The 22,273-nt window shown below is 68.0% G+C and carries 22 protein-coding genes and 3 pseudogenes; 14 read left to right on the top strand and 11 right to left on the bottom strand.

Going from position 1 to position 22,273, the window contains the following annotated elements; translation table 11 throughout:
• Positions 1-5: 5 nt before the first annotated feature.
• Together ACFYXC_RS13645 and ACFYXC_RS13640 are read right to left on the bottom strand one after the other, a co-directional pair.
• On the bottom strand, positions 6-251 hold the full coding sequence (locus ACFYXC_RS13645; protein WP_389550607.1) for a hypothetical protein: 246 nt from the start codon (positions 249-251) through the stop codon (positions 6-8).
• Complete coding sequence (locus ACFYXC_RS13640; protein ID WP_389550606.1) at positions 248-1,297, bottom strand: aldo/keto reductase; 1,050 nt, start codon at positions 1,295-1,297, stop codon at positions 248-250. The genes ACFYXC_RS13645 and ACFYXC_RS13640 overlap by 4 nt, the downstream gene beginning before the upstream one ends.
• 75 nt (positions 1,298-1,372) lie before the next feature.
• Here ACFYXC_RS13640 and ACFYXC_RS13635 point away from each other — a divergent pair, with 75 nt between their 5' ends.
• From ACFYXC_RS13635 to ACFYXC_RS13620, 4 genes and pseudogenes are all read left to right on the top strand, one after another.
• Positions 1,373-1,909 (top strand): TetR/AcrR family transcriptional regulator, encoded by a 537-nt coding sequence (locus ACFYXC_RS13635; protein ID WP_389550603.1) that lies wholly within the window; start codon positions 1,373-1,375, stop codon positions 1,907-1,909.
• A 500-nt stretch (positions 1,910-2,409) separates the two neighbouring features.
• Positions 2,410-2,493 (top strand): annotated as a pseudogene (locus tag ACFYXC_RS13630) (wyosine base formation domain-containing protein); the annotation flags it as partial.
• 460 nt (positions 2,494-2,953) lie between these two features.
• Positions 2,954-3,406, top strand: coding sequence for a protein kilB (locus ACFYXC_RS13625; protein WP_389550600.1), 453 nt, complete (start codon positions 2,954-2,956; stop codon positions 3,404-3,406).
• A gap of 71 nt (positions 3,407-3,477) precedes the next feature.
• Entirely contained in the window at positions 3,478-4,032 is a 555-nt protein-coding gene (locus ACFYXC_RS13620; RefSeq protein WP_389551632.1) for a DUF4262 domain-containing protein, read from the top strand.
• A gap of 92 nt (positions 4,033-4,124) precedes the next feature.
• Here the strand turns inward: ACFYXC_RS13620 and ACFYXC_RS13615 are convergent, their stop codons facing one another.
• Entirely contained in the window at positions 4,125-5,018 is an 894-nt protein-coding gene (locus ACFYXC_RS13615) for a LysR family transcriptional regulator (protein ID WP_389550597.1), read from the bottom strand.
• 123 nt (positions 5,019-5,141) lie between these two features.
• Here ACFYXC_RS13615 and ACFYXC_RS13610 point away from each other — a divergent pair, with 123 nt between their 5' ends.
• Both ACFYXC_RS13610 and ACFYXC_RS13605 read left to right on the top strand, forming a co-directional pair.
• The gene (locus tag ACFYXC_RS13610) at positions 5,142-6,140 is read left to right on the top strand and encodes an NADP-dependent oxidoreductase (protein WP_389550595.1); all 999 of its coding nucleotides are present in this window, start codon (positions 5,142-5,144) and stop codon (positions 6,138-6,140) included.
• Positions 6,137-6,268 (top strand): hypothetical protein, encoded by a 132-nt coding sequence (locus tag ACFYXC_RS13605; RefSeq protein WP_389550593.1) that lies wholly within the window; start codon positions 6,137-6,139, stop codon positions 6,266-6,268. The genes ACFYXC_RS13610 and ACFYXC_RS13605 overlap by 4 nt, the downstream gene beginning before the upstream one ends.
• Before the next feature lie 135 nt (positions 6,269-6,403).
• Here ACFYXC_RS13605 and ACFYXC_RS13600 read toward each other — a convergent pair whose 3' ends face one another.
• From ACFYXC_RS13600 to ACFYXC_RS13590, 3 genes are all read right to left on the bottom strand, one after another.
• On the bottom strand, positions 6,404-6,859 hold the full coding sequence (locus ACFYXC_RS13600; protein WP_389550590.1) for a hypothetical protein: 456 nt from the start codon (positions 6,857-6,859) through the stop codon (positions 6,404-6,406).
• A gap of 263 nt (positions 6,860-7,122) precedes the next feature.
• Positions 7,123-7,614 (bottom strand): phospholipase A2, encoded by a 492-nt coding sequence (locus ACFYXC_RS13595; protein WP_389550587.1) that lies wholly within the window; start codon positions 7,612-7,614, stop codon positions 7,123-7,125.
• Between the two features lie 378 nt (positions 7,615-7,992).
• Positions 7,993-8,592, bottom strand: coding sequence for a TetR family transcriptional regulator (locus ACFYXC_RS13590; protein WP_389550584.1), 600 nt, complete (start codon positions 8,590-8,592; stop codon positions 7,993-7,995).
• Between the two features lie 169 nt (positions 8,593-8,761).
• Here ACFYXC_RS13590 and ACFYXC_RS13585 point away from each other — a divergent pair, with 169 nt between their 5' ends.
• Positions 8,762-10,207 carry an FAD-dependent monooxygenase gene (locus tag ACFYXC_RS13585; protein ID WP_389550581.1) on the top strand — a complete coding sequence of 482 codons (1,446 nt, stop codon included), beginning with the start codon at positions 8,762-8,764 and terminating at the stop codon, positions 10,205-10,207.
• 81 nt (positions 10,208-10,288) lie between these two features.
• On the opposite strand, the pseudogene ACFYXC_RS13580 reads toward ACFYXC_RS13585, so the two are convergent.
• A pseudogene (locus ACFYXC_RS13580) lies at positions 10,289-11,200 on the bottom strand (NmrA family NAD(P)-binding protein); the annotation flags it as partial.
• A 107-nt stretch (positions 11,201-11,307) separates the two neighbouring features.
• Here ACFYXC_RS13580 and ACFYXC_RS13575 point away from each other — a divergent pair.
• Positions 11,308-11,883 carry a TetR/AcrR family transcriptional regulator gene (locus ACFYXC_RS13575; protein WP_389550578.1) on the top strand — a complete coding sequence of 192 codons (576 nt, stop codon included), beginning with the start codon at positions 11,308-11,310 and terminating at the stop codon, positions 11,881-11,883.
• A gap of 179 nt (positions 11,884-12,062) precedes the next feature.
• Here the strand turns inward: ACFYXC_RS13575 and ACFYXC_RS13570 are convergent, their stop codons facing one another.
• Both ACFYXC_RS13570 and ACFYXC_RS13565 read right to left on the bottom strand, forming a co-directional pair.
• The gene (locus ACFYXC_RS13570; RefSeq protein ID WP_389550576.1) at positions 12,063-12,572 is read right to left on the bottom strand and encodes a phosphatase PAP2 family protein; all 510 of its coding nucleotides are present in this window, start codon (positions 12,570-12,572) and stop codon (positions 12,063-12,065) included.
• Positions 12,573-13,246: 674 nt separating this feature from the next.
• Positions 13,247-13,495: pseudogene (locus ACFYXC_RS13565) on the bottom strand (DUF6368 family protein); the annotation flags it as partial.
• Positions 13,496-13,812: 317 nt separating this feature from the next.
• Here ACFYXC_RS13565 and ACFYXC_RS13560 point away from each other — a divergent pair.
• The 4 genes from ACFYXC_RS13560 to ACFYXC_RS13545 all read left to right on the top strand — a co-directional run bounded on the left by ACFYXC_RS13560 (position 13,813) and on the right by ACFYXC_RS13545 (position 16,039).
• Positions 13,813-14,817: an esterase/lipase family protein gene (locus tag ACFYXC_RS13560; protein WP_389550573.1), complete on the top strand. Its 1,005-nt coding sequence runs from the start codon at positions 13,813-13,815 to the stop codon at positions 14,815-14,817.
• Positions 14,818-14,908: 91 nt separating this feature from the next.
• Positions 14,909-15,277 carry a MerR family transcriptional regulator gene (locus ACFYXC_RS13555; RefSeq protein ID WP_389551626.1) on the top strand — a complete coding sequence of 123 codons (369 nt, stop codon included), beginning with the start codon at positions 14,909-14,911 and terminating at the stop codon, positions 15,275-15,277.
• 152 nt (positions 15,278-15,429) lie between these two features.
• Complete coding sequence (locus ACFYXC_RS13550; RefSeq protein WP_389550571.1) at positions 15,430-15,618, top strand: hypothetical protein; 189 nt, start codon at positions 15,430-15,432, stop codon at positions 15,616-15,618.
• 139 nt (positions 15,619-15,757) lie between these two features.
• Positions 15,758-16,039 carry a hypothetical protein gene (locus tag ACFYXC_RS13545; RefSeq protein WP_389550568.1) on the top strand — a complete coding sequence of 94 codons (282 nt, stop codon included), beginning with the start codon at positions 15,758-15,760 and terminating at the stop codon, positions 16,037-16,039.
• 357 nt (positions 16,040-16,396) lie between these two features.
• Here the strand turns inward: ACFYXC_RS13545 and ACFYXC_RS13540 are convergent, their stop codons facing one another.
• Both ACFYXC_RS13540 and ACFYXC_RS13535 read right to left on the bottom strand, forming a co-directional pair.
• On the bottom strand, positions 16,397-17,698 hold the full coding sequence (locus tag ACFYXC_RS13540) for an RICIN domain-containing protein (RefSeq protein ID WP_389551623.1): 1,302 nt from the start codon (positions 17,696-17,698) through the stop codon (positions 16,397-16,399).
• 100 nt (positions 17,699-17,798) lie between these two features.
• Positions 17,799-19,229: an endo-1,4-beta-xylanase gene (locus ACFYXC_RS13535; RefSeq protein ID WP_389550565.1), complete on the bottom strand. Its 1,431-nt coding sequence runs from the start codon at positions 19,227-19,229 to the stop codon at positions 17,799-17,801.
• A gap of 781 nt (positions 19,230-20,010) precedes the next feature.
• Between ACFYXC_RS13535 and ACFYXC_RS13530 the strand changes: the two genes are divergently transcribed.
• Entirely contained in the window at positions 20,011-21,486 is a 1,476-nt protein-coding gene (locus ACFYXC_RS13530; RefSeq protein WP_389550563.1) for a non-reducing end alpha-L-arabinofuranosidase family hydrolase, read from the top strand.
• A 302-nt stretch (positions 21,487-21,788) separates the two neighbouring features.
• Positions 21,789-21,986: a hypothetical protein gene (locus ACFYXC_RS13525; protein WP_388927006.1), complete on the top strand. Its 198-nt coding sequence runs from the start codon at positions 21,789-21,791 to the stop codon at positions 21,984-21,986.
• Positions 21,987-22,273: the final 287 nt, after the last annotated feature.

Raw genomic sequence — 22,273 nt, 5'->3', positions numbered from 1 at the left:
CGCGATCAGGCTGTTGTCGGCGTTGGCGTTTGTCCATCACGGCGCCGAGGGGAGTTGGCGACTTGTCCGAACGCGGTCTGCGGGGGACCGGTCAGGCCGAGGTGGCTGACCCAGTTGTACTGGGGCGAGTACGGCGGGTCCTGCCATGCGGCGGCGGTGATGAACTCGGCGACCCAGGACACGAGCGGGCCAAGGGGTATGAGCAGGGCTCCGGCGCGGGCGGCGGCGCCGGAGCGGACGATGGGGTTCACGCGAGCGCCATGCCGGGCACGCGCCGGCGGATGGCCTCCATCTCGGCCTCGTCCGAGACGCCCTGCCAGTCGTAGCGGGGGGTGTACGGGGCTTCCAGGGCGCGCACGTCGTCGTCGGTGAGCTCGATGTCCAGAGAGGCCACGGCCTCGTCGATCTGCCGGACCGAACCGGCGCCGACCAGCGGCGCGGTGACGACCGGCTGGCGTCGCAGCCAGGCGAGCGCGACCTGTGCGCGGCTGACGCCGTGGGCATCCGCGACCTGCCCGACCGCGTCGATGATCGCGTGGTTGGACGCCTCCTCGGCCGGCGAGTAGAGCAGGTCCGCGTAGGCGCCGTCCGTCTCGGAGCGCACCGTCGAGCGGGCGTCGTCCCAGGCGCGGGTGAGGCGGCCGCGGGCCAGCGGCGACCAGATGATCGTGCCGACGCCCTCGTCCAGGCACAGCGGGATCATCTCGCGCTCCTCCTCACGGGCGAGGAGGTTGTAGTGGTCCTGCATCGACACGAAACGCGCCCAGCCGTTCTCCTTCTGCAGGCGCAGGGCCTTCGCGAACTCCCATGCGTGCATGGAGGAGGCGCCGAGGTAGCGGGCCTTGCCGGCCCGCACGAGGTCGCTGAGCGCTTCCAGCGTCTCCTCCCAGGAGGTGGAGTGGTCGTTGCGGTGGATCTGGTAGAGGTCGATGTAGTCGATGCCGAGGCGGCGCAGCGAGTGGTCGACCTCGGTCATGATCGCCTTGCGGGACAGGCCACGTCCGTTGGGTCCCAGTCGCATCGGATGGCGCAGTTTCGTGGCGATCACCACGGCATCGCGGTCGGCGAAGTCCTTGAGCGCCCGGCCGAGGATCTCGTCGCTGGAACCGTTGGAGTACATGTTGGCGGTGTCGAAGAAGTTGATCCCCGCCTCCAGCGCGTGCTTGATGAGCGGGCGCGCGTCCTGTTCGCCCTTCGACCAGACGGGGTGCCCGCGGTCGGGCTCGCCGTAGGTCATCGCGCCGATCGCGATCGGGGACACGTCGAGGCCGGTCGTACCCAGCTTGATGTAATGCATGATGCTCCTTAAACTATCTGGAGAGGTCTCCACATACGGTAGTGGAGAGCTCTCCACATAGCAAAGCGAGGTCCCGTGGTCCGCTCGGACGCCCGTGAGAACAGGGCACGCATCCTCACCGCCGCGCGCGAAGCGCTCACAGCGGACGGCAGCACGTCGATGAACCAGATCGCCCAGCGCGCCGGAGTCGGCCCAGGCACCCTGTACCGCAACTTCCCCACGCGCGAGTCGCTGGTCCTGGCCGTCTACCAGGACGAGGTGGCACGCATCACCGGCACCGTGTCCGATTTGCTGGCCCAGATGCCTCCACTGGAAGCGCTCCGCAACTGGACGACCGACCTCGTCGAGGCCATGCGCAGAAAACACGGCCTCGGCGACGCCCTCGGCCCAGGCGCACACCAGGCGATCAGCGAGCAGAGCTACGGGCCGGTCATCGCCGCCATCACGGAACTCCTCGACGCCGGGAAGAAGGACGGAAGCATCCGCGCGGACGCAGACCCAGGCGACTTCCTCCAACTCACCGGCGCACTGTGGCGCGCCGCGTCCAGCCCACAGGACCGGGCGCCCCACATGCTCGCGCTCATCCTCGACGGACTCCGCACCCATCGGTAGAAGCCGCGCACGCGACAGGGCCCGTCAGATGAACGACTTTCTCGGTGTAACCAGATCTGTCGACGTCGCGTTGCTTCGCCCTGTCGGACGCCGACGGTCGGTAGGAGTTGAGCTGTGCCTCACCGAGGACGAACAAGCCGCTCTCACCGACGGCCAGGTCGCGCTCGATGAACTCCTCGGCAGACTCGCCGATACCCCGACTCCGGCCGGGCCGACACCCCGGCAGATCACGCGGCGGGTGGCACGTCGAAACCGGCGTAGACGTCCTGCAGCGGCCGTGTCAGACGGCTGATGTCAGCTCACGGGGGGATCGGGGTCGTGATAGCGCTGCCGTCGCAGGTTGCCCAGGCACAGCCTGCGAACGGCGCGCTCCTCCGCCTCGGCCAGCGCCGGCGAACGGTCGTGAAACTCGGCATCCGGCTTGCGGACGCTCGCTCAACCGTCAAGGTCGCACTGGGGACCTGCGGCCGCGACTACTCGACCCCACGCCAGAATGAAGACGCGCCGACCTCGCGGTCCGCGCGGAAGACCCCGACGCCGACCGCTGGCTGGACATCGCGCAGGCGTTCGCGGGCCCGCCCGGCCAACCTGCGTCAGATGTCCCCAACTGCTCGTGGACTCGGTCCAGATGCCACGCCTCCAAGGGATCCACGCCAAACCTCGTCGCCCGCCTACAGGAACCCAGGAGCCGGGGCTGGCTCGGCGAAGTGGCCGTCACCGAGGCCACGATGGCCGCCGCCACAGAGAAGCTCGAAGCCATGCGCGAGCGTCCACCGTCCACCTCGACGTGCCCGACTTTCGCCGGGACACCGGGCGGCGTGCTGAGCAGCGGAATGCCCAGCACATGAGGGACGTCCAGGAGACGCGGCGCGGTCGACACTGACAGCAGTCAGCGCTGTCATGCTCCGTTCTTCTCCCGGAAGACCGACGGTTGCGGGAAGATTGGCAGGTGACCTCCGAAACCACCTCAGCCACGCTCTGCGCCCAGGCCCTGCAGGACATGAGGGACCACCCCGACCGCCGCGCCGTGACGAGGAAGTAGCCATGTGGGCGACCATCATCGCAGTGGCCGGAACACTGCTCGGCGGAATCGTCACCAGTGCCCTCCAGACCCGTGCCACCCGCGCCATCCGCGACGCAGAGAGCGGCGAGCGGCGTCGAGACGCCCAGCTCGCAGCAGTCACTGCACTGGTTGCTGCGATCGGCGACCACCGCCGCGCCATGTGGCGTCGCGAAGACTTGCGTCTGGCCGGAGCAGATGCCGACACCCTCGCTGCTGCCCGTAGCCAGTCACATGTCACCAGGTCAGCCGTCACCGCCCCGCTGGTGTCCGTTTCGGTGCTCGCCCCTGATCTCGCGGAGGTCGCTACCGCCGCCGCACGAGCTGCGTTCGGTATCCGCCAGGCCGTGGATACCGACGAACTGGCCACTCTGCGGCAGACCGCAATCGACGCCAGCGATCAGTTGGTCAAAGCCGCCAGCAGGCGCCTGGCCTGACGTCTCCAGGAGTGGTCGGCGTGCCCGAAAACTCACAGAAATTCACGAGGAGCCGATTCGTCACCTCGCTCATGACTGATGATCCGTTCCAGTGCCGCTGCATCCTCTGTCATGACTACGGTGACCGAAATGAAGTGGACCGCGTGGATCTGGCGATCATCAAGAACGTGCAGCAGCACGGATGGCACGTCGTTGTGGTTCCCGAGGACGAGATCGGTCCTGGATTCGCCTACACGATTGGCCTCTCTCACACTCACGGCGCACCTGAACTTGCCGTGTTCGAGCTCGAAATCCATGCCATGCACCGCATGCTCAACAGGCTCGGAGTGAAGTCCGCTGCGGGTGCTGTGCTTGCTGACGGCCAAAGGCATCTTGGCGTTGTCCACGGCCACCAAGTCGCGCTCAGGCAGGTCGATCTCCGTTGGTACCGGCCGTTCTTCGGGCAGGCAATCGGGTTCTACCGGCGGCCTCCCTTTCCTGTATTGCAAGTTGCGTGGTCCGACGCGGACAACCGATTTCACTGGGAAGAACAGGTGGATGAGAGACATCGGGAGTCGCAGCCTCAGCTGTGGCTGCGACCGAGTGAGCACCCTGCCGGGGTCTGGACGACCGAAATCCGACCTTGAACGTGCTGACGGGCGAGAGGGCAACCTTGTCGCGAGGCACTACTGGAGCAGGATGCCGCAGGCCGCGCGGGTTTCCACAGGTGAAGGGGTGGTCAGGGCTGCGAGTGCTGCTGCGCGGTTGGGGCAGTCAGGACGGCCTTGGCCGCCAGCCTGAGGTTCCTGATCATCGGATTCGGGTCGTCCTTGCGGCTGACCAGGACGACCTGGCTGGGGGGAGCGTCCTCGATCGGGACGGTGACGAGGTCGGGACGCAGTGAGCTACGCCGATCGCCGACCGGTAGTACGGCGATCGCCCTGCCGCTCGCGACGAGTTCGAGCTTGTCCTCGTAGCTCTCGATCGGCGGCACGTCGGCCCCGAGGATCCGGTAGGAAGTCCAGTCCGCGGTCTCGAACGCGCACGGCGCCGCCTCCTCGCCGGCCAGTTCTTCCGCAGTCACCGACGCGCGGTCGGCCAGGGGATGGCCGCGCGGGACCGCGAGCATCCGGGGCTCCTCGTACAGCGGGGTGGCGGACACGTCGTCGGCGGCGAACGGCAGCGGGGCCCGCGCGATCAGGGCGTCGACGCGCTTGTCGGTCAGCGCCCCGACGTCGCGGCAGCTCAGGTACCGGGTGGCGATCTCGGCGTCCGGACAACGACGGCGCAGTTCCCGTACGGCGGGCGTGATCACCAGGTCTTCGACGTAGCCGATGGCGATTCGTTCGGTCTCGGCTTGTTCACGCACGGCCAGCTCGGCCTGGCGCGCGGCCTGCAGCAGGGCTTGGGCCCGGGGGAGGAAGCTCTGGCCGGCCGGAGTGAGCCGGGTGCCCTGGGGTGTGCGGTCCAGCAGCCGTACGCCGAGATGTTTCTCGAGCCGTTGGATCTGGCGGCTCAGCGCCGGCTGGGCGACGTGCAGGTCGGCGGCGGCCCGGCCGAAGTGCTGGTGCGCCGCCACCACGGTGAAGTAGCGCACCAGCCGCAGTTCGAGGTCCTGCCCGAGATCGTTCACCCTTCCAGCGTACGTGTCATGCCGTTTCGGAATGAGCAGGTTGCCGGACCGGTCTTGGACGGCCTTGCCGTCCTGGGCGTTGACTGCAAGGAGCAATGTTTCCCCAGGAAAGCGACAGGCGCGATGAAGGCGATCCAGTTCCACGAAGCGGGCGGGCCGGAAGTTTTGCAGTATGACGAGGTGCCGGTTCCCGAGATCGGCCCGGGTGAGGTGCTCGTCCGGGTGCATGCGGCGGGTATCAACCCGCCGGACTGGTACCTGCGTGAGGGGATGAAGGTCATGCCGGCCGCGATGAGGCCGGCGCTGGAGTTCCCCCTGATCCCGGGAACGGACATGTCGGGCGTGGTCCAGGCGGTCGCCCCGGACGTGCTGGGGTTCGCCGTCGGTGACGAGGTCTTCGGCATGCTGCGATTCCCCGGATTCGACGGCCGGACGTACGCCGAGTACGTGGCCGCGCCGGCTTCGGACCTGGCGCACAAGCCGGCCGGCATCGACCACGTGCAGGCAGCCGGGGCGCCGATGGCCGTGCTCACGGCCTGGCAGTACCTGGTTGATCTCGGCCACGACGTGCCGTCTCCCTTCACCGGCCTGGTGCACCAGCCGGTGCCGATCACGCCGGGGACGACCGTACTGGTCAACGGGGCTGCCGGCGGAGTGGGCCACTTCGCGGTGCAGCTGGCGAAATGGAAGGGGGCACACGTCATCGCGGTGGCCTCGGGCCGGCACGAGCAGTTCCTGCGCAAGCTCGGCGCCGATGAGTTCATCGACTACACCAGGACGCAGGTCGCGGATGTCATCAGCGGTGTGGACCTGGTGATCGACGCCGTCGGTGGCCCGGACAGCTCACGCTTCCTGACCGTGCTCAAGCGCGGCGGCACCATGCTTCCGGTGTTCTTCGCCGAGTACGACCCGCAAGAGACGGCGAGGTTGGGCATTACCGTCTCGAACATTCAGGTGCGTTCCAACGGTCCCCAGCTCGCGGAGATCGGGCGCCTGTTCGACGAGGGCAAACTCCAGGTCGGGGTGGACAGCACGTACCCGCTGCCCGAAGCGGGCGACGCACACAGGCGAGCCGCGCAGGGCCACATCCAAGGCAAGATCGTGCTGACGGTGGTCTCGTGATCGCCGAACTCCAGCAGGCGGTGGCCAGGTACGCGCACGCCCTGGACGAGTTGCATGTGCCCGAGCTGGAAGCGGTCCTGACCGAAGACACCACCTGGCTTCCGTCCCGGCCTCCGCCGTCAGCCTGACGGCGGAGGCCGGGACGGAACGGCGGCTCCGGTGGCGCGCCACCTTCTGACCGCTCCCCGATATGGCCGGATCCCGGGCCGGTTCAGGGCCCGGGGCCTCGTGAGCAGCAGAACGCGCTCACGGAGGGGCCAGCGCTAGGGGAGCCAGATGCCGATGCGGTAGTTGTGCCTGTCGCCCGCCCATGCCCGGAGAACCATCTTGCCGCCCATGTTCGGGGCGTCGTAACAGCTGAAGTGATGGTACTCACCGGGGTAGATCGTCGGATGGCACCCGGGGACGTTCAGGGTCGGGTCGACGCTCACCGCAACAAGCTGGTGCACCCCTCCGGTGACCTCGATGTTGTACACGACGCTTTCCCCCTGCGGCTGGAGAAAGGGAATGACGCACTGGTACGCGTCATGGCACTCGAAATACTTGAAACCGGCACGGGAGGCAGGGGCGGGTTCCGCCATCGCTGTGCTGTCGGACCGAGCGGCGGCGGTCGTTGCCGCTGGGGTTACCGCGGCGGCCGACAGCATGGACAGCAGGAAGGCCGTGACGGTAGCCGCCGCGACGGTGGCGACTCGACGCAGGCGGGTCGAATGGTTCATGGGGTCACTCATTTCTCCAGTGGTCGGAACGGACCCATGGCCGCGGGCCCACACGGTGCATCGGGTGTGCACCCAGCGCCGGATCTCAGCGAGGCGTGAACCGCGGCGGCCGGTCACGCGATGGAAGACGGAGGGCAGAAGGTGATCCCGGCCAAGGTGAAGCGCGCGGAGTACCCGCCCTTACGGATGCGGTCAGCACCCGGAAGGCCGCGGGCCGTCAGCGACCAGCGCTGCCGGGGTCGGCTGTGGTTGGGCCGCCGTTCTCAGAAGAAGTAGTCCTTGCCGAGTTCACGCACGCCGTCGTAGACGATCTTCGCGCTGGTGAGGCATCCGGGCTGGAGGATGCCTGTGTAGTGGTCGTGACAGATGTTGCGCATCTCGTGCCACAGACGCTCATCGATCCAGGCCCTGCGGCCCGAGGTGGGGTCCAGCTTCAGGCGCCCCTTGGCGCCGTAGTTGCCGTAGCCGAAGTCGTGTTGCACGCATGCGTCGTGGAACATCTGCCTCGCCGGCGGTCCCACCCACGTGCAGCCGTTGGTCTCCCAGTCGAAGGGTGCGATCCGGGGATGGCGCATGAAGTCCCGGTACCCAAGGTTCATGATCCGGTCGGCCGACTCCAGATCGGATGCCGCAGCGAGAGCCGCTGCGGGGGCGGCCGCGGCAGGCGTGGCGTTGGCCGGCGTCGCTGCGCCGGGGCCAAACCCGGCCAGGGCGATCGTTGCGAGAGCGGGCAGGATGGTGCGCACTCGAGTCATTGAGAGTCCTGTTCTGCGAAGGATGCGAGGTGGCCGCAAGCGGCCCTGTGCACCGACGCCCACTCACCCTCCCAGGTGATCTGCGGAGCCGGTAGGACGACTTTGCACCCAAGAGTCAGGCTTCGGTGCCTGATCCCGTGTGCTTCATCCATGTCGGGACAGACGAAGCTCTGACCTGCTGGGACGTGCCGGTCCCGGGACGTGAAGCAGTGGACGGGACACCGTCGCCGACCTTGCAGGAAGACAGCCTGGGCGTATCGGAGGCTCGGTGGGTTCTCGCGCTCGGCTGGCCTTCTGGGCCCGGTTTTCTCGTTGCTCGGCGGGTTCCAGCGCCCTACCGGTCCCGTGGCCGCGGCGGATACGAGTGCTTGGCAAGCCTCAGGGGCTCGGCGCGGTCAGGTACCGCTGGATCGTCGGTGCCAGCCATGCCACGACCTCCGTCCGCGTCAGCCCCACGGCCGGCGGCATCCTCAGCACGTACCGGGTGAGGGCCAGCCCCAGCAGCTGTGACGTCATGAGTGCCGCCCGTGCCGGGACCTGCTCGGGGTCGGGGCACACCTGCCGGGCGACCGGCAGCAGTTGGTCCCGCAGGATGCCCTGCATGCGCTCCGCCCCGGACTGGTTGGTCACGCCGACCCGCAGCAGGGCGGTGAGGACCTCGTTGTTCTCCCACATGTCGAGGAAGTGCTCGACGAGGATCCGCCCCACGTCCTGCCGGCGGTCCGCCCCGCTCACGTCCGGCAGCCGCAGGTCGATGGCGACGGCCGCCGCGAAGAGGCCCTCCTTGTTGCGGTAGTACCGCATGACCATCGACGGATCGATGTTCGCGTCCTTGGCGATGGCGCGGATGGTGGCTCGCTCGTAGCCGTCGGTCGCGAAGCGCTCGCGGGCCGCCGCGAGGATCGCGCCGCGCGTGGCGTCGGAGCGGCGGGGGGCGCCGGAGCCCGGAACTGTAGGCGTGCTGTCGCTGCCGATCATGCCCACAAGCGTAGGCCAACGAATGTAGGTCAACAAGAGTTGGCCAACGAATGTTTGCCAACGGCTGTTGACTACATCTTGGTGCCTCGCTATCTTCGTCAACGAACGTTGGCCAACAGTCGTTGGCAACAGGTGAGGGCAAGCAGGCGTCGGCAAACAGGAGGCCACCATGAACGGCACCGCCACCCACCGCACCGTGATCGTCGTCGGTTCCGGTCCTACCGGCCTCCTCCTCGCCGGTGACCTCGCCACAGCCGGCGTCACCGTGACCCTCCTTGAGAAGCGGCCGCGCAAGATCAGCAACCTCTCCCGCGCCTTCGGGGTGCACGCCCGCACTCTGGAGCAATTCGATGCCCGCGGCCTCGCCGACGAACTCCTCACCACCGGGGACACCATCACCGGCCTGCGGCTCTTCCGCCGCCTCTCCCTCGATCTGAGCACGCTGCCCTCGCGCTTCCCGTTCCTGCTCATCACCCCGCAGTACGAGGTAGAGCGGCTCCTGGAGCAGCGGGCCCGCAAGGCTGGGGTCGAGTTCGCGTACGAGAGCGAGGTCGTTGGGCTGCGGCAGGACGACGAGGGGGTCGATGTCGACGTACGCGGCGCGGGCGGGGCGGCCGTCACCCTCCGGGCGGCCTATGTCGTCGGCGCCGACGGTCACCGCAGCGCCGTGCGCCAGGCGATCGGCCTGGGCTTCCCCGGTGTCTCCGTCATCAAGTCGCTGATGCTGGCCGATGTCCGGCTGGCCGAGAAGCCCGAGGGCGTCCTCACGGTCAACGGCCGCGGCGACGCCTTCGCGATGATCGCCTCCTTCGGTGATGGCTGGTACCGGGTCATGGGCTGGAACCGCCGCAACGAGGTCTCCGACGACGCCCCGCTCGACCTCGACGAGGTCAAGGAGATCACCCGCCGTGCCCTGGGCACCGACTACGGCATGCACGACGCCCGCTGGCTCTCCCGTTTCCACAGTGACGAGCGCCAGGCACCGCACTACCGGGTCGGGCGGGTCTTCCTCGCCGGGGACGCCGCGCACATCCATTCCCCGGCCGGCGGGCAGGGCATGAACACCGGCCTCCAGGACGCCGCCAACCTGAGCTGGAAGCTCGCCGCGGCCATCCAGGGTCGGGCGCCCAAAGGGCTCCTCGACAGCTACGAGGCCGAGCGCCACCCGGTCGGCAGGGCGGTGCTGCGCAGCAGTGGCGGACTGGTCCGGCTGGCCCGCGCGCACAATCCGCTGCTGCGAGCCGCCCGCGCCCTCGTCTCCGCGTTCGTCGCCATGACCCCGCCCGCCCAGCGCAAGGCCCTGGGGCAGATCACCGGGATCGGCTACGCCTACCCCGCCCCCCGCGGCGCCCACCGCCTCACCGGCACCCGCGTCCCCGACGTGGCCCTGAAGGACGGTCGGCTCTACGAGGCGCTGCGCGGCGGTCGATTCGTGGTGATCACGCCCGGGACGTACGAAGGTCCCGGTGTCCGTGAGGGGTGGCTGACCGTGGAGCACTGGGCGGGCGACCGCCGGACGACCGTCCTGGTACGGCCCGACGGATACGTGGCCTGGGCGGCGGAGGATGCGGATGCGGCGGGCATCCAGGAAGCGGTGGCCCGGTATCTGGGCTAGGAATGTCGTCCCATGAGGTTGGCTACGGCTGGACCTGGACCTGGACCTGGACCTGGACCAGGGGAGGGTGAGGTCGGTCCGGCGTGTCCACTCCTCGAACGTGGTCAGCGGGATGCCGAGGTCCCTGGCGTATTGCGGCCGGGCGGGCTGGCCGGTCACGTTCAGCCGGTCGTGCGAGGCCCCCATCGGCGGCATGCCCGCGGCGAGGGCCTCCTCCTCCGTCATGTCCGGCGCGCGCAGTCGCGTCCCCAGTGCCCGGGAGAGGACGTCGGCGATCTGCGTCATCGTCAGGTAGTCGCTCGCCAGTTCCAGTTCGACCCGGTGGAAGCGCTCCGGATCGGCGATCGCCGCGGCCGCCGCCGCGCCGATGTCGTCCACCGCCGCGAGGGACAGGTGCGTGGTGGGCTTGAGGACGCTCACGAGGCCGCCCTCGACACCGCGCGGGAACAGGAAGCCCATGGACGGACGGAAGTTGTCCATGAAGAAACCCGGCTTGAGCAGTGTCCAGCGGGCGAAGCCGGCCTCGCGCAGCCGGTCCTGGATCTCGGTCTTGGCACCCAGGGTGGCCTGCGACGACTTCCATCGGCCTTCGGCCCAGCCGGGGTCCTCGACGTGCTGGCCTGCGCCGCTCACCGACGTGTGCACGAACTGCGTCACTCCCGCGGCTCTGGCGCCCTCGATGAGGTTGACGCCCTGCCGGACCTCCCCCTCGAAGTCGAAGCCGGCTTCGGTGAGTTCGGGCATCTGCACGGAGAACACCGCCCGGGCGCCTTCCGAAGCCCGCGTCACCGAGTCGCGGTCGTGCAGGTCCCCGGTGACCAGTTCCGCGCCGAGCGCCCGGACGGCCTCGGCGCGGGGGGACGCAGGGTCACGTACGAGGGCCCGTACGGGTGTCCCCGCCGCGAGCAGGGCGCGGGCGGTGGCTCCGCCCTGCCGGCCGGTCGCACCGGTGACCAGGACCGGTGCCTGTGCCGAGCTCGGTTCTGCGGGCATGGGAGTGCTCCTTCAGGGCGCTGACGACCAAAACGGCGGGGCCCGCCGTTTCCTCTCGGCTAAGATACGGCGGGGCCCGCCATTTAACAACGGACGAGGTGAACGCCATGGTGGAACGTCAGCGTGCGGACGCGAGGCGCAACTACGCGCGCATCCTCACCGTGGCCGAGGAAGAGGTCGCCGCCCGTGGGGCAGACGCCTCCCTGGAGCAGATCGCCCGCACCGCCGGGGTCGGGTCCGCCACCGTGCGCCGCCACTTCCCGACGCGTCGCGCGCTGCTCGAAGCGGTGTCGCGGACGAGGATCGCGGCGCTGAGCGCCCGCGCGGCCGAGCTGGCCGGCCGGGGCGACAGCAGGGACGCCCTGCTGGAGTGGCTCGGGGAGGTCGTCGCCTATTGCGTCTCCGCCCGCGGGCTGGCCGTCGCGCTGTCCTACGACGACTCGGCGGCCGACCCGGTGCATGAGAACTCGTGCGCGCGGTCTCTGGAGGACGCGGGGGGTCCGCTGCTCCACCACGCCGTGCGGGACGGCGCGGTGGCGGCGGATGTCACGGTCGGCGACCTGATCACGCTGGCGGTGGGCATCGTCCTGGCCACGGAACACCGCGGTGACCCGGCTGCCGAGGCGGACCGGTTGTTCAGGCTGGCTGTGAAGGGGCTCAGCCCGACGGCTCCGAAGCCTTGAGTGTGGTGTAGCCGCCGGGACGTCTCTCGGGCTGGGCCGCGTAAGGGGTGATTGGCCCGTCCACGTCGGCTGCCCGGTGGTCGGGCCTTCGGGCCCCCGGAAAGCGGTTCCTGTCGTTCTGCCTGTATCTGCAGTCTGCAGTCGGCGGGTGGTGGGTGGCAGGCGGGGGTGTGGAGCTGTTAAAGCCAGTGGCGCAGCATCAGGTGTGGGGTGCGGCGGACAAGCCAGGCGCTGCTGAGGCCGATGGCGGCGCCGACGGCGACGTCACTGGGGTAGTGGGCGCCGGACTGTACGCGCTCGACGGCAACCATGGCGGCCGGCACCGTGCACAGTGCACCGGCCAGTGGCCACGTCGGGATGATCGCGGCGGTGAAGGCGACAGCGGCGGCGGTGTGCCCGGAGGGAAAGGACGAGGAATCGGGTCGGTCCTCGACCTCGTCGTGCGGGATCCACTCTTTGGGGGGCCGGGGCCGCTCCACGAGCTGCTTGCACACTCCGTTGGAGATCAGCTGGGCCGCTGCCAAGGATGCCAGGCCCGCCACGGCTGCCATCCGTCCACGCCGGCCGCCCGTGCAGGCCATCACCGCAGCCGCCGCGCACCACAGCTTGGAGCTCTCCGCCGCTTCCTCCACCATCGACAGCGCCCGGTGAAGACCGGGCGGGGCCCCGGCAGCGATCCGCTTGGTCATATTCCGGTCCGCTTGAGGCACCTCTGACAGCAAGTCCATGACCTGCAAGTATCCCAAGAAGCGCCGATGCATGCCCCCATCGCGATCGCCGCACCGTGATAACGAGGCCCGTGCCGTCGGCCGCGATGAACGCCGCCACCCGTAAGGAGCCCGAGACCGGGAGCGGGTCTCGAACCTCTACGCCGCACACGTGCCCTTCGGGAAGCCGGTGTGCTGGCTCAGCCCTACGACCGGGCGGTAGCCATGCCGTATGCCCCGAAGCCGGCGCCGCTGATCCATTCCAGGCTTTCCAGCCGGTCGTGGAGTCTGCTGAGGTCAGTTCTTCGGGGCGGGGTCGTCTTGGTCCAACGGGGGACGGTGCCCATGACGACGATCAGCCGCCCCAGGGCCTTTGAGGAGATCCACTTCGCAGGTTGCGTCGGTGACCGGGTCGGTGGCGAGGAAGCGGGCTCTGAGCGGTGCCAATCGATGACGCTGATCCGTCAGACCTTGTCGGTGAGCGAGCTCGCGATCTGCCGACCTGACGCCCCTGCCCGGTCCTCGACCGGCCACGTACACGGGGGCGAGGACCGGACACGGCCGCCTGGCCGACCGCACCATCCGCCGCGCTCGCCGACCAGGCTGTTGCCGCATGATCAGGCAGCCTGGCGAACGTTCCTTGTCACAGCACCACCTCAGGCGCGGATCTGTCTGGACCACTTGACCAGCCGGAAGGCGGGGTGGCCAACCCAGGCCCGCAGGAACTCCGCCGTTCCCAGCGCCGTCCAGTCGTCGTCCGCGATCCCCGACACCCCTGGAAGGCCGGCGACGACCGGCGCCTGTCCGCCCAGCAGCTCGGCTTTGGCCACGCCCCCGATGACGTCCATGACAGCGGCGGTCAGCAGGGCCGTGGTCACGTGGTCGATCTCGCGATTGCAGCCGGCACTGACATTGGACGCACTCGGTACTCGTCAGATCACCCCGCCTTATGCCAGACACAACGAGCCAGGTAGCCCACCGCCCACAGATCCAAGCCCGGCTGGTCGGCTGCGTGCTCGCGCATGTTGCCGTCCCAGCAGTCATTGCTGCGCTTCAATCGCCGACATGTGGCGGCGAGTCCCAGCGTCATGATGCCGGGACTCGCCGGGCATCTGTGACGCCACGGTGTCCCTGTGGTCTGCGCCGCACCCTGTGTGCGGTGTCCAACTCGGCGGGCCTCGGGGTTGAATCTGCCACCGGTGTCAGGTCGTAACGTCGAGCCATGAAACGCCTCCTGGTTGTCCTCGCCACCGTCCTGCTCGCGTTCGCTACGTCACCTGCGGTCGCCGCCCCCGCCAACTCCACGGGCCCGTATACCCCGAGTAACCGGCCCGGCCCTCCGCTGTCGGTTCCCGCAGCCGACTTGCGGGCTGCTGTGACCTGCACGCCGTCAGCGTACGGATCCGACCGGGAGGTGGCCCTGCTCGTACCAGGGACCGGTGTCGGGCCCTCCGAGGCGTACTCGTGGAACTGGCTCGCCGCGCTTGATCAGGCCGACCACCCGTACTGCACTGTGGCTCTGCCAGACGGCTCCGTCGGTGACGTGCAGGAGTCCGCTGAGTACGTCGTGCACGCGATCCGGTACGCGTACCGGATCAGCCATCACAGGATCGCTGTGATCGGGGCCAGTCAGGGTGGGGTCACCCCGCGGTTCGCCCTGCGCTTCTGGCCGGACACCCGGACCATGGTCGCCGACTACGTCGGTCTGGCGGCCGTCAACCACGGCAGCAGCCAGAATGACATCCTGTACCCCGAAGGCAACGGCCCCGCCTTCGGACTCCAGCTCAGGACGACATCGCGGTTCATCGAGGCAACGAACTCGGAGCGGGAAACCTTTCCGGGCATCTCCTACACCTCCCTGTCGACGACACACGACCAGTTCGTCACGCCCGACGGCACCACGGACCTGCGCGGCCCGGCCAGCCGGGTCGCCAACATCTCCCTGCAGGACGTCTGTCCCGACAACCGCAGTGACCACATCGGCATAGGTACAAGTGACCCGGTCGCCTATGCGCTCACGATCAATGCCCTCACCCACGACGGTCCGGCGGATCCGGCCGCCATACCTTCCTCCGTCTGCGACCGGACTTTCATGCCCGGCATCGACCCGCGCACCTTCGCGTCCGACCTGGCCGCCTTCACCGAGACCGCGACCGCCACCATCGCCGGCGCACCGATCCATCGCGTCGAACCGGCCCTCAAGCCGTACGTGTTGGCCCGCCGGTGACCGTCACGGGTGGGCCCGGTACTACGCGTCCGGACCCACCCGTACGTGACTAGGCTGGAAGCCGGAGCAGCAGAGCATGGGGACGGCAACGATGCGTATCGGCGAGCTGTCGGAACGGACGGGAGCGAGCGTGCGCTCGCTGCGCTACTACGAGCAGCAAGGTCTGCTGAGCAGCACCCGCAGTGCGGGCGGGCACCGCCGCTACACCGAGGAGGACATCGATCGCGTCCGGTACCTCCAGCGGCTCTACTTGGCGGGGCTCTCCAGCAGGACGATCGCCGTTCTGCTGCCGTGGTGCCTGAGCGGCCCGAGTATCGAGAACACCGATGCCGCTCACGTCCGCCTGGTCGAAGAGCGGCAAAAGCTCAAGGCCCACATCACCGAGCTGTCGCAGACACTCAGCTCTCTCGACGAGCTGATCGCGAGCAACCGCGCCTTCCGCGCGTCCGACGCCCCGTGAGCGAGACTGTCGAACGAGCGGCTTCTCCACACTTGGTGTGGGACTGGTCCCTGATTTGCCCTCGCCGCTGTTGGAGGGTTTCAGCCGCTGTTCACCGGATGCGCCGCCTGGGTCCGGCCGGGCCGCCCGACCCGCGCGCCGCAGTCAGTCTGGTGTCACAGCGACGCACCCTCACCGCCGACGAGGAGAGCCCGCTGGAGTTGGCTGCCGCGGCCGGCGCGCTCGAACCCGCCGCGCCGACCGCTGTCGAGGACGTCAGCGCCGACAACTGGGCGATTGATGCCGCACCGTTTCATGCGAGCCCCGGGCCGCCGGGACCGCCCACCTGCTCGTCCCGGTGACATAAGCGCAGTGGCTCGCTTGACGTCCGCTGCTGTCGTCCCTGAAGCGGTGACCGGTGGCCGACATGAGACAACCTTTCTCGCCGCACGACGTCCTACACAGTGTCACACGCGATAACTTCCCTGCCTGCGTGCAGCTATGACCATCGACACGGACGGTACTGCGATGCTGAACCCCTCTTTCTCGCTGGATGTTCCGGAAGGCTTCGACGATTCGGAGGCGGAGACCGGGGTGCACCCGATAGCCAGAAAGCTCTTCCTCGGTGTGAGCGCGGCCCATGTCTTTTCGAAGGCGCACGCCTGGGTGAGTGAGCAGGACATCAGAGTCTCGGATGTCTCGTGGGACTTCCTTGACGGCGAGGACGAGCCTCACTGCCTGAGCCTGTATTTCACGTTCGAACTGCCTTCTGTGGAAGGTTGAGATCGAGGCGGCACTGAACTCTTCGTGACCGCGAACGTCTGGAGACTGGGCTGCTGAAGTTCCAGAGGAAGCAGCACCTGGTAGGAGACGGGCACGTGAAGCGGTACACAACGAAGGTCAAATGCGTTCGTCGATCCCTTGACCGCAAGTGCCACCGCTGTAGCCCGGGAACTCGGCATCAGCTCCGAATCTGTGCGCAGTTGATACCACAGGGCGAATGCGAACTCAGGAGAGAGCGAGCCCGGTGAGCCGATCGGCGCCGCCTCTCCTGGACATGCCTTTTTGGCTTTCTGTCTGGGATGGACATCGACGGAGTGGAGCCAGGATGATCCTGGCTCCACTCGTGGTGCGGGAGTGTCACTGGAACTGTGCGAAGAACCTCCAGATCTCTGCTTTCGTCCAGGTGGCGGCCCCGCTTTCGCCGGAGGAGCCGTCGACAGGACCGGGTATGTGGCCTCCGTCGAACGCGGCCCATTGGACCGGGTATCCGGCCCGGCAGCCCGAGTAGGTGGTGGTGATGTGCGTTCGGCTTCCCTGGGCGGGCTCGCGCGGGCTCTGCGGGGTGCAGCCGTTGTTGCTGACGAATCTGTCGCGCAGGGACCGTCCTTGCGCGATGTCGAGGACGGAGTCGCTGAGGCCGTGGATTCCGAAGTAGGCGATGGGCTGGGTGCCGCCGCTGCACCCGCTGATCTGGGCGCCGGACATGACCGCGACGGCCCTGAAGACGTTCGCCCGGCTGCATGCGAGTGCGTAGCTCATGCCGCCGCCCCAGCTGAATCCCGTCGCGAAACGCTGTGCCGGGTTGACACAGAGGCCACCCTCGATGCGGCGGATCATGTCGTCGACGAAGGTGATGTCCTCACCGCCCGAGTTGGCCCATCCGTTGCCGAGGCCCTGAGGGGCGACGAGGATCGCGCCGTTGTTCGACTGTTCCTGTTGGCCGTAGTAGGACCAGGCGTTCCCGCTCGTGCCGCCGGAGGCGACGTCGCCGGCGGTTCCGCCCCGCCAGTGGAAGGCGAAGATCAGCCGGTAGGGACGGCTGTTGTCGTAGTTGGCGGGAACCCTGAGGATGAAGCTGCGGCTCTTGCCGCCGCTCTGAATCGTGTGCGTACCGCTGGTCAGCGTCGGGGCGCTGCCGCATCCGCCGTCACCACCGGATGAGAGTTTGACCATCTGCCATTGCTGGTTGGCGCCGCCCCAGTCGGTGTACTGGACGACGTTGCCGCCGTCGGCGGTGGAGGCCGCCTGCACCTCCACCGCCTTGCTGCTGCCGCGGTTGATCAGCCGGACGTGGCCCGCGTCGGAGTCGGCCAGACGGAACTGCTGGTTGTCCCCGTTGTGGTCGGCCCACTGCTGGATCGCGGCACCGTCCGCGGTCGAGGCGCCGGCCACATCGAGAACCTTGTCCGAATGCCGGGCCTTGAGGCGGTAGAAGCCGCCGCCGGAGTCCACGAACTGCCACTGCTGGTTGGCTCCGTCGCTGCGCGTCCACTGGCTGACCCGCACACCGTCGGCGGTGGACGCGCCAGAAACGTCCAGCGCCTTGCCGCTGTTGCGATTGACCAGGACGTACCAGGCATTCGTGTCCACGGTCGCCGCCGCGGCGGGCGCCGGATGCACCGCGGCGAGCATGCCGATCGCGAGGGTCGCCGCCACCACGGCGGCGACCCGGGACCACCAGCGATGTCTTCGGGGAAGGGCGGGGGAGACCGCACCGTAGGGCTTCATCGATTCACCCTGTCGCCTGTCGCAGGTCTCCTCACGTGCGGGTCCAGCGTTGGTTGTTGCCGTTCGAGCAGGAGTAGAGCTGGATCAGGGTGCCGTTGGCCGTGCCGCTTGCGGCGGTGTCAAGGCAGAGGCCGGACTGGACGCCGACGACGGATCCGTCGGAGTTGAGGCGCCATTTCTGGTTGTCGCCGCCCCAGCAGCTGTAGATCTGGACTTTGGTGCCGTTTCCGGTGCCGGCGGCGTCCAGGCACTTGTTGCCGTAGACCCTGAGCTCGCCGGTGTCGGTGTACGTCCACTGCTGGTTGGTGCCGCTGTGGCAGTCCCACAGCTGGAGCTGGGTGCCGTCGGTGGTACTGGTGCCGGGCACGTCCAGGCAGCGGCCCGAACCGGCTCCCTTGATCTGTCCGGAACCCTCGGGGGGCGTGGTGGAGCCGCCGTTGAGTGCGTTGAGGACGGCGGTGTAGGCGGGCTTCTTGCTGCCGTCGTTGTTGAACAGGAGCGGCGTGTGCTCCGGCCGCCAGGAGTCGCTGTCGCGCACACCCCAGACAGTGATGCCGAGGCAGCGCGGGACGGCCAGGCAGTCGTTGGTCACGTTGGCGTAGGTCGTGGCCGAGGCGCCCTGGATGTCGAGTTCGGTGATGGCCACGTCGACGCCGAGGGCGGCGAAGTTCTGCAGGGTGGTGCGGAAGTTGCTGTTGTAAGGGCTGCCGCTGTTGAAGTGCGACTGGAAGCCGACGCAGTCGATCGGTACGCCACGCTGCTTGAAGTCCCGGACCATGGCGTACATGGCCTGGGTCTTGGCCCAGGTCCAGTCCTCGACGTTGTAGTCGTTGTAGCAGAGCTTGGCCGCCGGGTCGGCGGCGCGCGCGGTGCGGAAGGCGACCTCGATCCAGTCGTTGCCGGTGCGCTGCAGGTTGGAGTCGCGCCGGGCGCCCGAACTGCCGTCAGCGAAAGCCTCGTTCACGACGTCCCACTGGGCGATCTTGCCCTTGTAGTGGGCCATCACGCCGTTGATGTGGCCGATCATCGCCTGGCGCAGCGTGCTGCCGCTGAGGCTCTGCATCCAGCCGGGCTGCTGGGAGTGCCAGGCCAGGGTGTGGCCGCGTACCTGCTTGCCGTTCTGCACCGCCCAGTTGTAGACGCGGTCGGCGGCGGTGAAGTTGAACTGGCCCCGCTGCGGTTCGGTCGCGTCGATCTTCATCTCGTTCTCGGCCGTCACCGAGTTGAACTCACGATTCGCGATCGTCGTGTACGTCGAGTCGCCCAGCCGGCCGGAGGCGATGGCGGTGCCGAAGTAGCGGCCGCTCTGCGCCGCCGCTGCGCCGAGTGTGTTCTCGGCGGCGTGTGCGGTCGGCGGCGCGACCAGTGTGGCGACTGCAGCGAGGACGCCGACGATCAGCGCCAACAGCAGGCCGCGGATCTTCCGTCGGGTGACGGGTTTGGGAAGGGCATACGAGCCCATGACTGTGCCTCCAGGGTAGAGATCACGGAAGGAGTGAAGTGCGGGGGAGTAGGTCGTCCGCTCCCACTCGGCAGATGGACGGGGTGAGCCGGCACCTGGGCAGCATCGAATCGCCGGACACCGTGGTCATGGGACCGGGACGATCGCGGCCGGCACGAGACGTAAGCCGGTCGGCCGGCGGGTGACGTACGGCGGGGGACGGCGGTGTTGCGACACAGGCATGCGGTACTCCATCGCGGCTCAGCCGGGAGGCCACCACGCGGCGTCGCGTACTTCTCCAACTGTGCGAACAGCCGGGACGCGCTGGTGCGAACCTCACCGGAACGGAACGGGGTGGCACAGGGTGCTTCGATGCGCCGATCTGCCGTGCAGCACAACCACTCGGGGCAAACCAGTTCGGAATCTCGGACGTCGGTCGGTCACTCAGAGAGGGATGATTGAGGGATTGACGGTGCATCGTCAATACTCGCCACAGAAAAAGTTTCTGTTCATCGCCCGAATCTTTCGGAATCTCAAGCGAGCGGCAGATGCCGCTTGCTCAACTCTCCTTGTCCACGCGGGCCTTGGAATGTCCAGCCGTATCGCGAACTTTCCCACGTGTCGAGAGGAACTGTTTGTGGACAGATCGACGGCAGACCTTGACCGGAGGGTCCCGCGTTCCTAGCTTGTGGCGTAAAGGTTCGGAGGGGACCTTCGAAAGTTTCGGTACTGTCTCTGCCCCCGGTACGGCCTCTCCGCGGTTCATCGGCGTCACCAACCCCGCCTTGAAGGAGGCCCTCTGATGTGGTTCCCCCAACCGTCCCCGGCCCGCCTGAGACGCTTACTCGCCGTCCTTGCGCCTCTCCTGCTCATGGCTGCCTTTCTCGGTGCCCAGCCCGCCAGCGCGGCGACTGTAGATCCCAACGCCTCGTATGTGCTGGTCAACCGCAACAGCGGCAAGGCCCTGGATCTCTACAACATGGCGACCGACGACGGTGCCCGCATCGCCCAGTGGACCAGGAACGATCAGATCCAGCAGCAGTGGCAGTTCGTCGATTCCGGGGGCGGCTACTACCGCATCAAGTCCCGCCACTCGGGCAAGGTGCTGGACGTCCACAATTGGTCCACCGCGAACGGCGGCTCGATCGTGCAGTGGACCGACCTGAACGACACCAACCAGCAGTGGCGACTGGCCGACAGCTCGGACGGCTACGTGCGGTTCGTCTCGCGCCACAGCAACAAGGCCCTTGAAGTACAAGGCGGTTCCACCGCCGACAACGGGAACATCGTCCAGTACGACGACTGGGGCGGCGCCAACCAGCAGTGGCAGCTCGTCAAGGTCGGCGGCGGCACCCCCTCGTGCAATCTCCCGTCGACCTACCGCTGGACGTCTACCGGCGCGTTGGCGCAGCCCAAGGCCGGGTGGGCCTCGCTCAAGGACTTCACCGTCGTCCCCTACAACGGCAAGCATCTCGTCTATGCGACGACGCACGGCGCCGCGGGAACGGGAGCGGGCTGGGGTTCGATGAACTTCGGCCTGTTCAGCAGCTGGCCGGAGATGGCCTCGACCAGCCAGAACACGATGTCGAACTCCGTCGTGGCGCCCACGCTCTTCTACTTCGCGCCGAAGAACATCTGGGTGCTCGCCTACCAGTGGGGAGGCGGGAGCGCCTTCTCCTACCGGACGTCGAGTGACCCGTCCAACCCCAACGGCTGGTCCGCACAGCAGGTGCTCTTCTCCGGAAGCATCACCGGCTCCGGCACCGGCCCCATCGACCAGACGCTTATCGCTGACGGCCAGAACATGTACCTGTTCTTCGCCGGTGACAACGGCAAGATCTACCGGGCCAGTATGCCGATCGGTAACTTCCCGAGCAGTTTCGGCTCGACCTACACCACGATCATGAGCGACACGACGAACAACCTGTTCGAAGCCCCGCAGGTCTACAAGCTCCAGGGCCAGGACCGCTACCTCATGATCGTCGAGGCGATCGGCTCCCAGGGCCGCTACTTCCGCTCGTTCACGGCCACAAGCCTGAACGGCTCATGGACACCCCAGGCCGCGACCGAGAGCAACCCCTTCGCAGGCAAGGCCAACAGCGGCGCCACCTGGACCAACGACATCAGCCACGGCGAACTGATCCGCACCACCGCCGATCAGACCTTCACCGTCGATCCCTGCAACTTGCAGTTCCTCTACCAGGGACGCAGCCCCAACTCCGGCGGCGAGTACGGTCACTGGCCCTACCGGCCAGGTCTGCTGACACTGCAGCGCTGATGGAGTGACACCGGCCCGGCTCCCGTGCGGAGCCGGCGTGGCGGACTCGGCGACAGGCCGAGTCCGCCCGGGTCACATGGCCACGTCAGCCGCTGCGCGAACGCTAGGCGCCCGGCGGTGTCCCACACGATGGGTTCGCCGTCCAGGGCGGCGGGGGTGGACAGTTGCGCGGCGCCGGCCATGACCCACGGGTGCGCTCTTCTGCTGTGCCTGCTCGGGCGGGATGCCCTGCGTGGTGTCGGACCAGGATGGGCCGGGCATGCCGTAGACGAAAGGTCGGGGGAGCAGGAGGGGGTTGACCGATGATGAAGCTCGGCGCAGGGGCGCTCTTCCTGTTCTGTTACATCGACGTTGTTGCAGTTCTGGCCATCGGAGACTGGATATCCGATGTGGGTCCCCTCTTGCTCTATGGCGGCCCGGTCGCCTTCGTCACGGGGGTTGTCACGTCTGCGGTACATGACGTTTCTCAGCGTAGTGCGGAGCGCAACGCGCGTCTGTAGACGACCTGGTCTTATGTCTCAGGTGCCGAGCCGACTGAGCGTGTCGGTGGTCTCTTTCGGTCATGGCCGGTGACGGGCGCATCGCAGGCGCCGTTGGCGTGCGGTCGTGACGAGTTGGGCAGCGGCACAGAACAGACGCAGCCTCTTACGGCAGCAGCGACCGGCAAGCCGAGGCGCGTGGCTTCCGGGGCGAGACGGCGTGACGGTGGTGGGGGGGGGGCGGCCCGGGCCCCCCCCCCCCCCCCACAAAAAAAACCCCCCCCCCCCCCCCGGCGGGGCCACCCCCC

It is taken from the genome of Streptomyces sp. NPDC002701, assembly GCF_042889045.1.
In the GTDB taxonomy this organism is placed as follows: domain Bacteria; phylum Actinomycetota; class Actinomycetes; order Streptomycetales; family Streptomycetaceae; genus Streptomyces.
The sequence above is the reverse complement of the archived record's forward strand: the minus strand, read 5'-3'. Positions and strand labels throughout refer to the sequence as shown.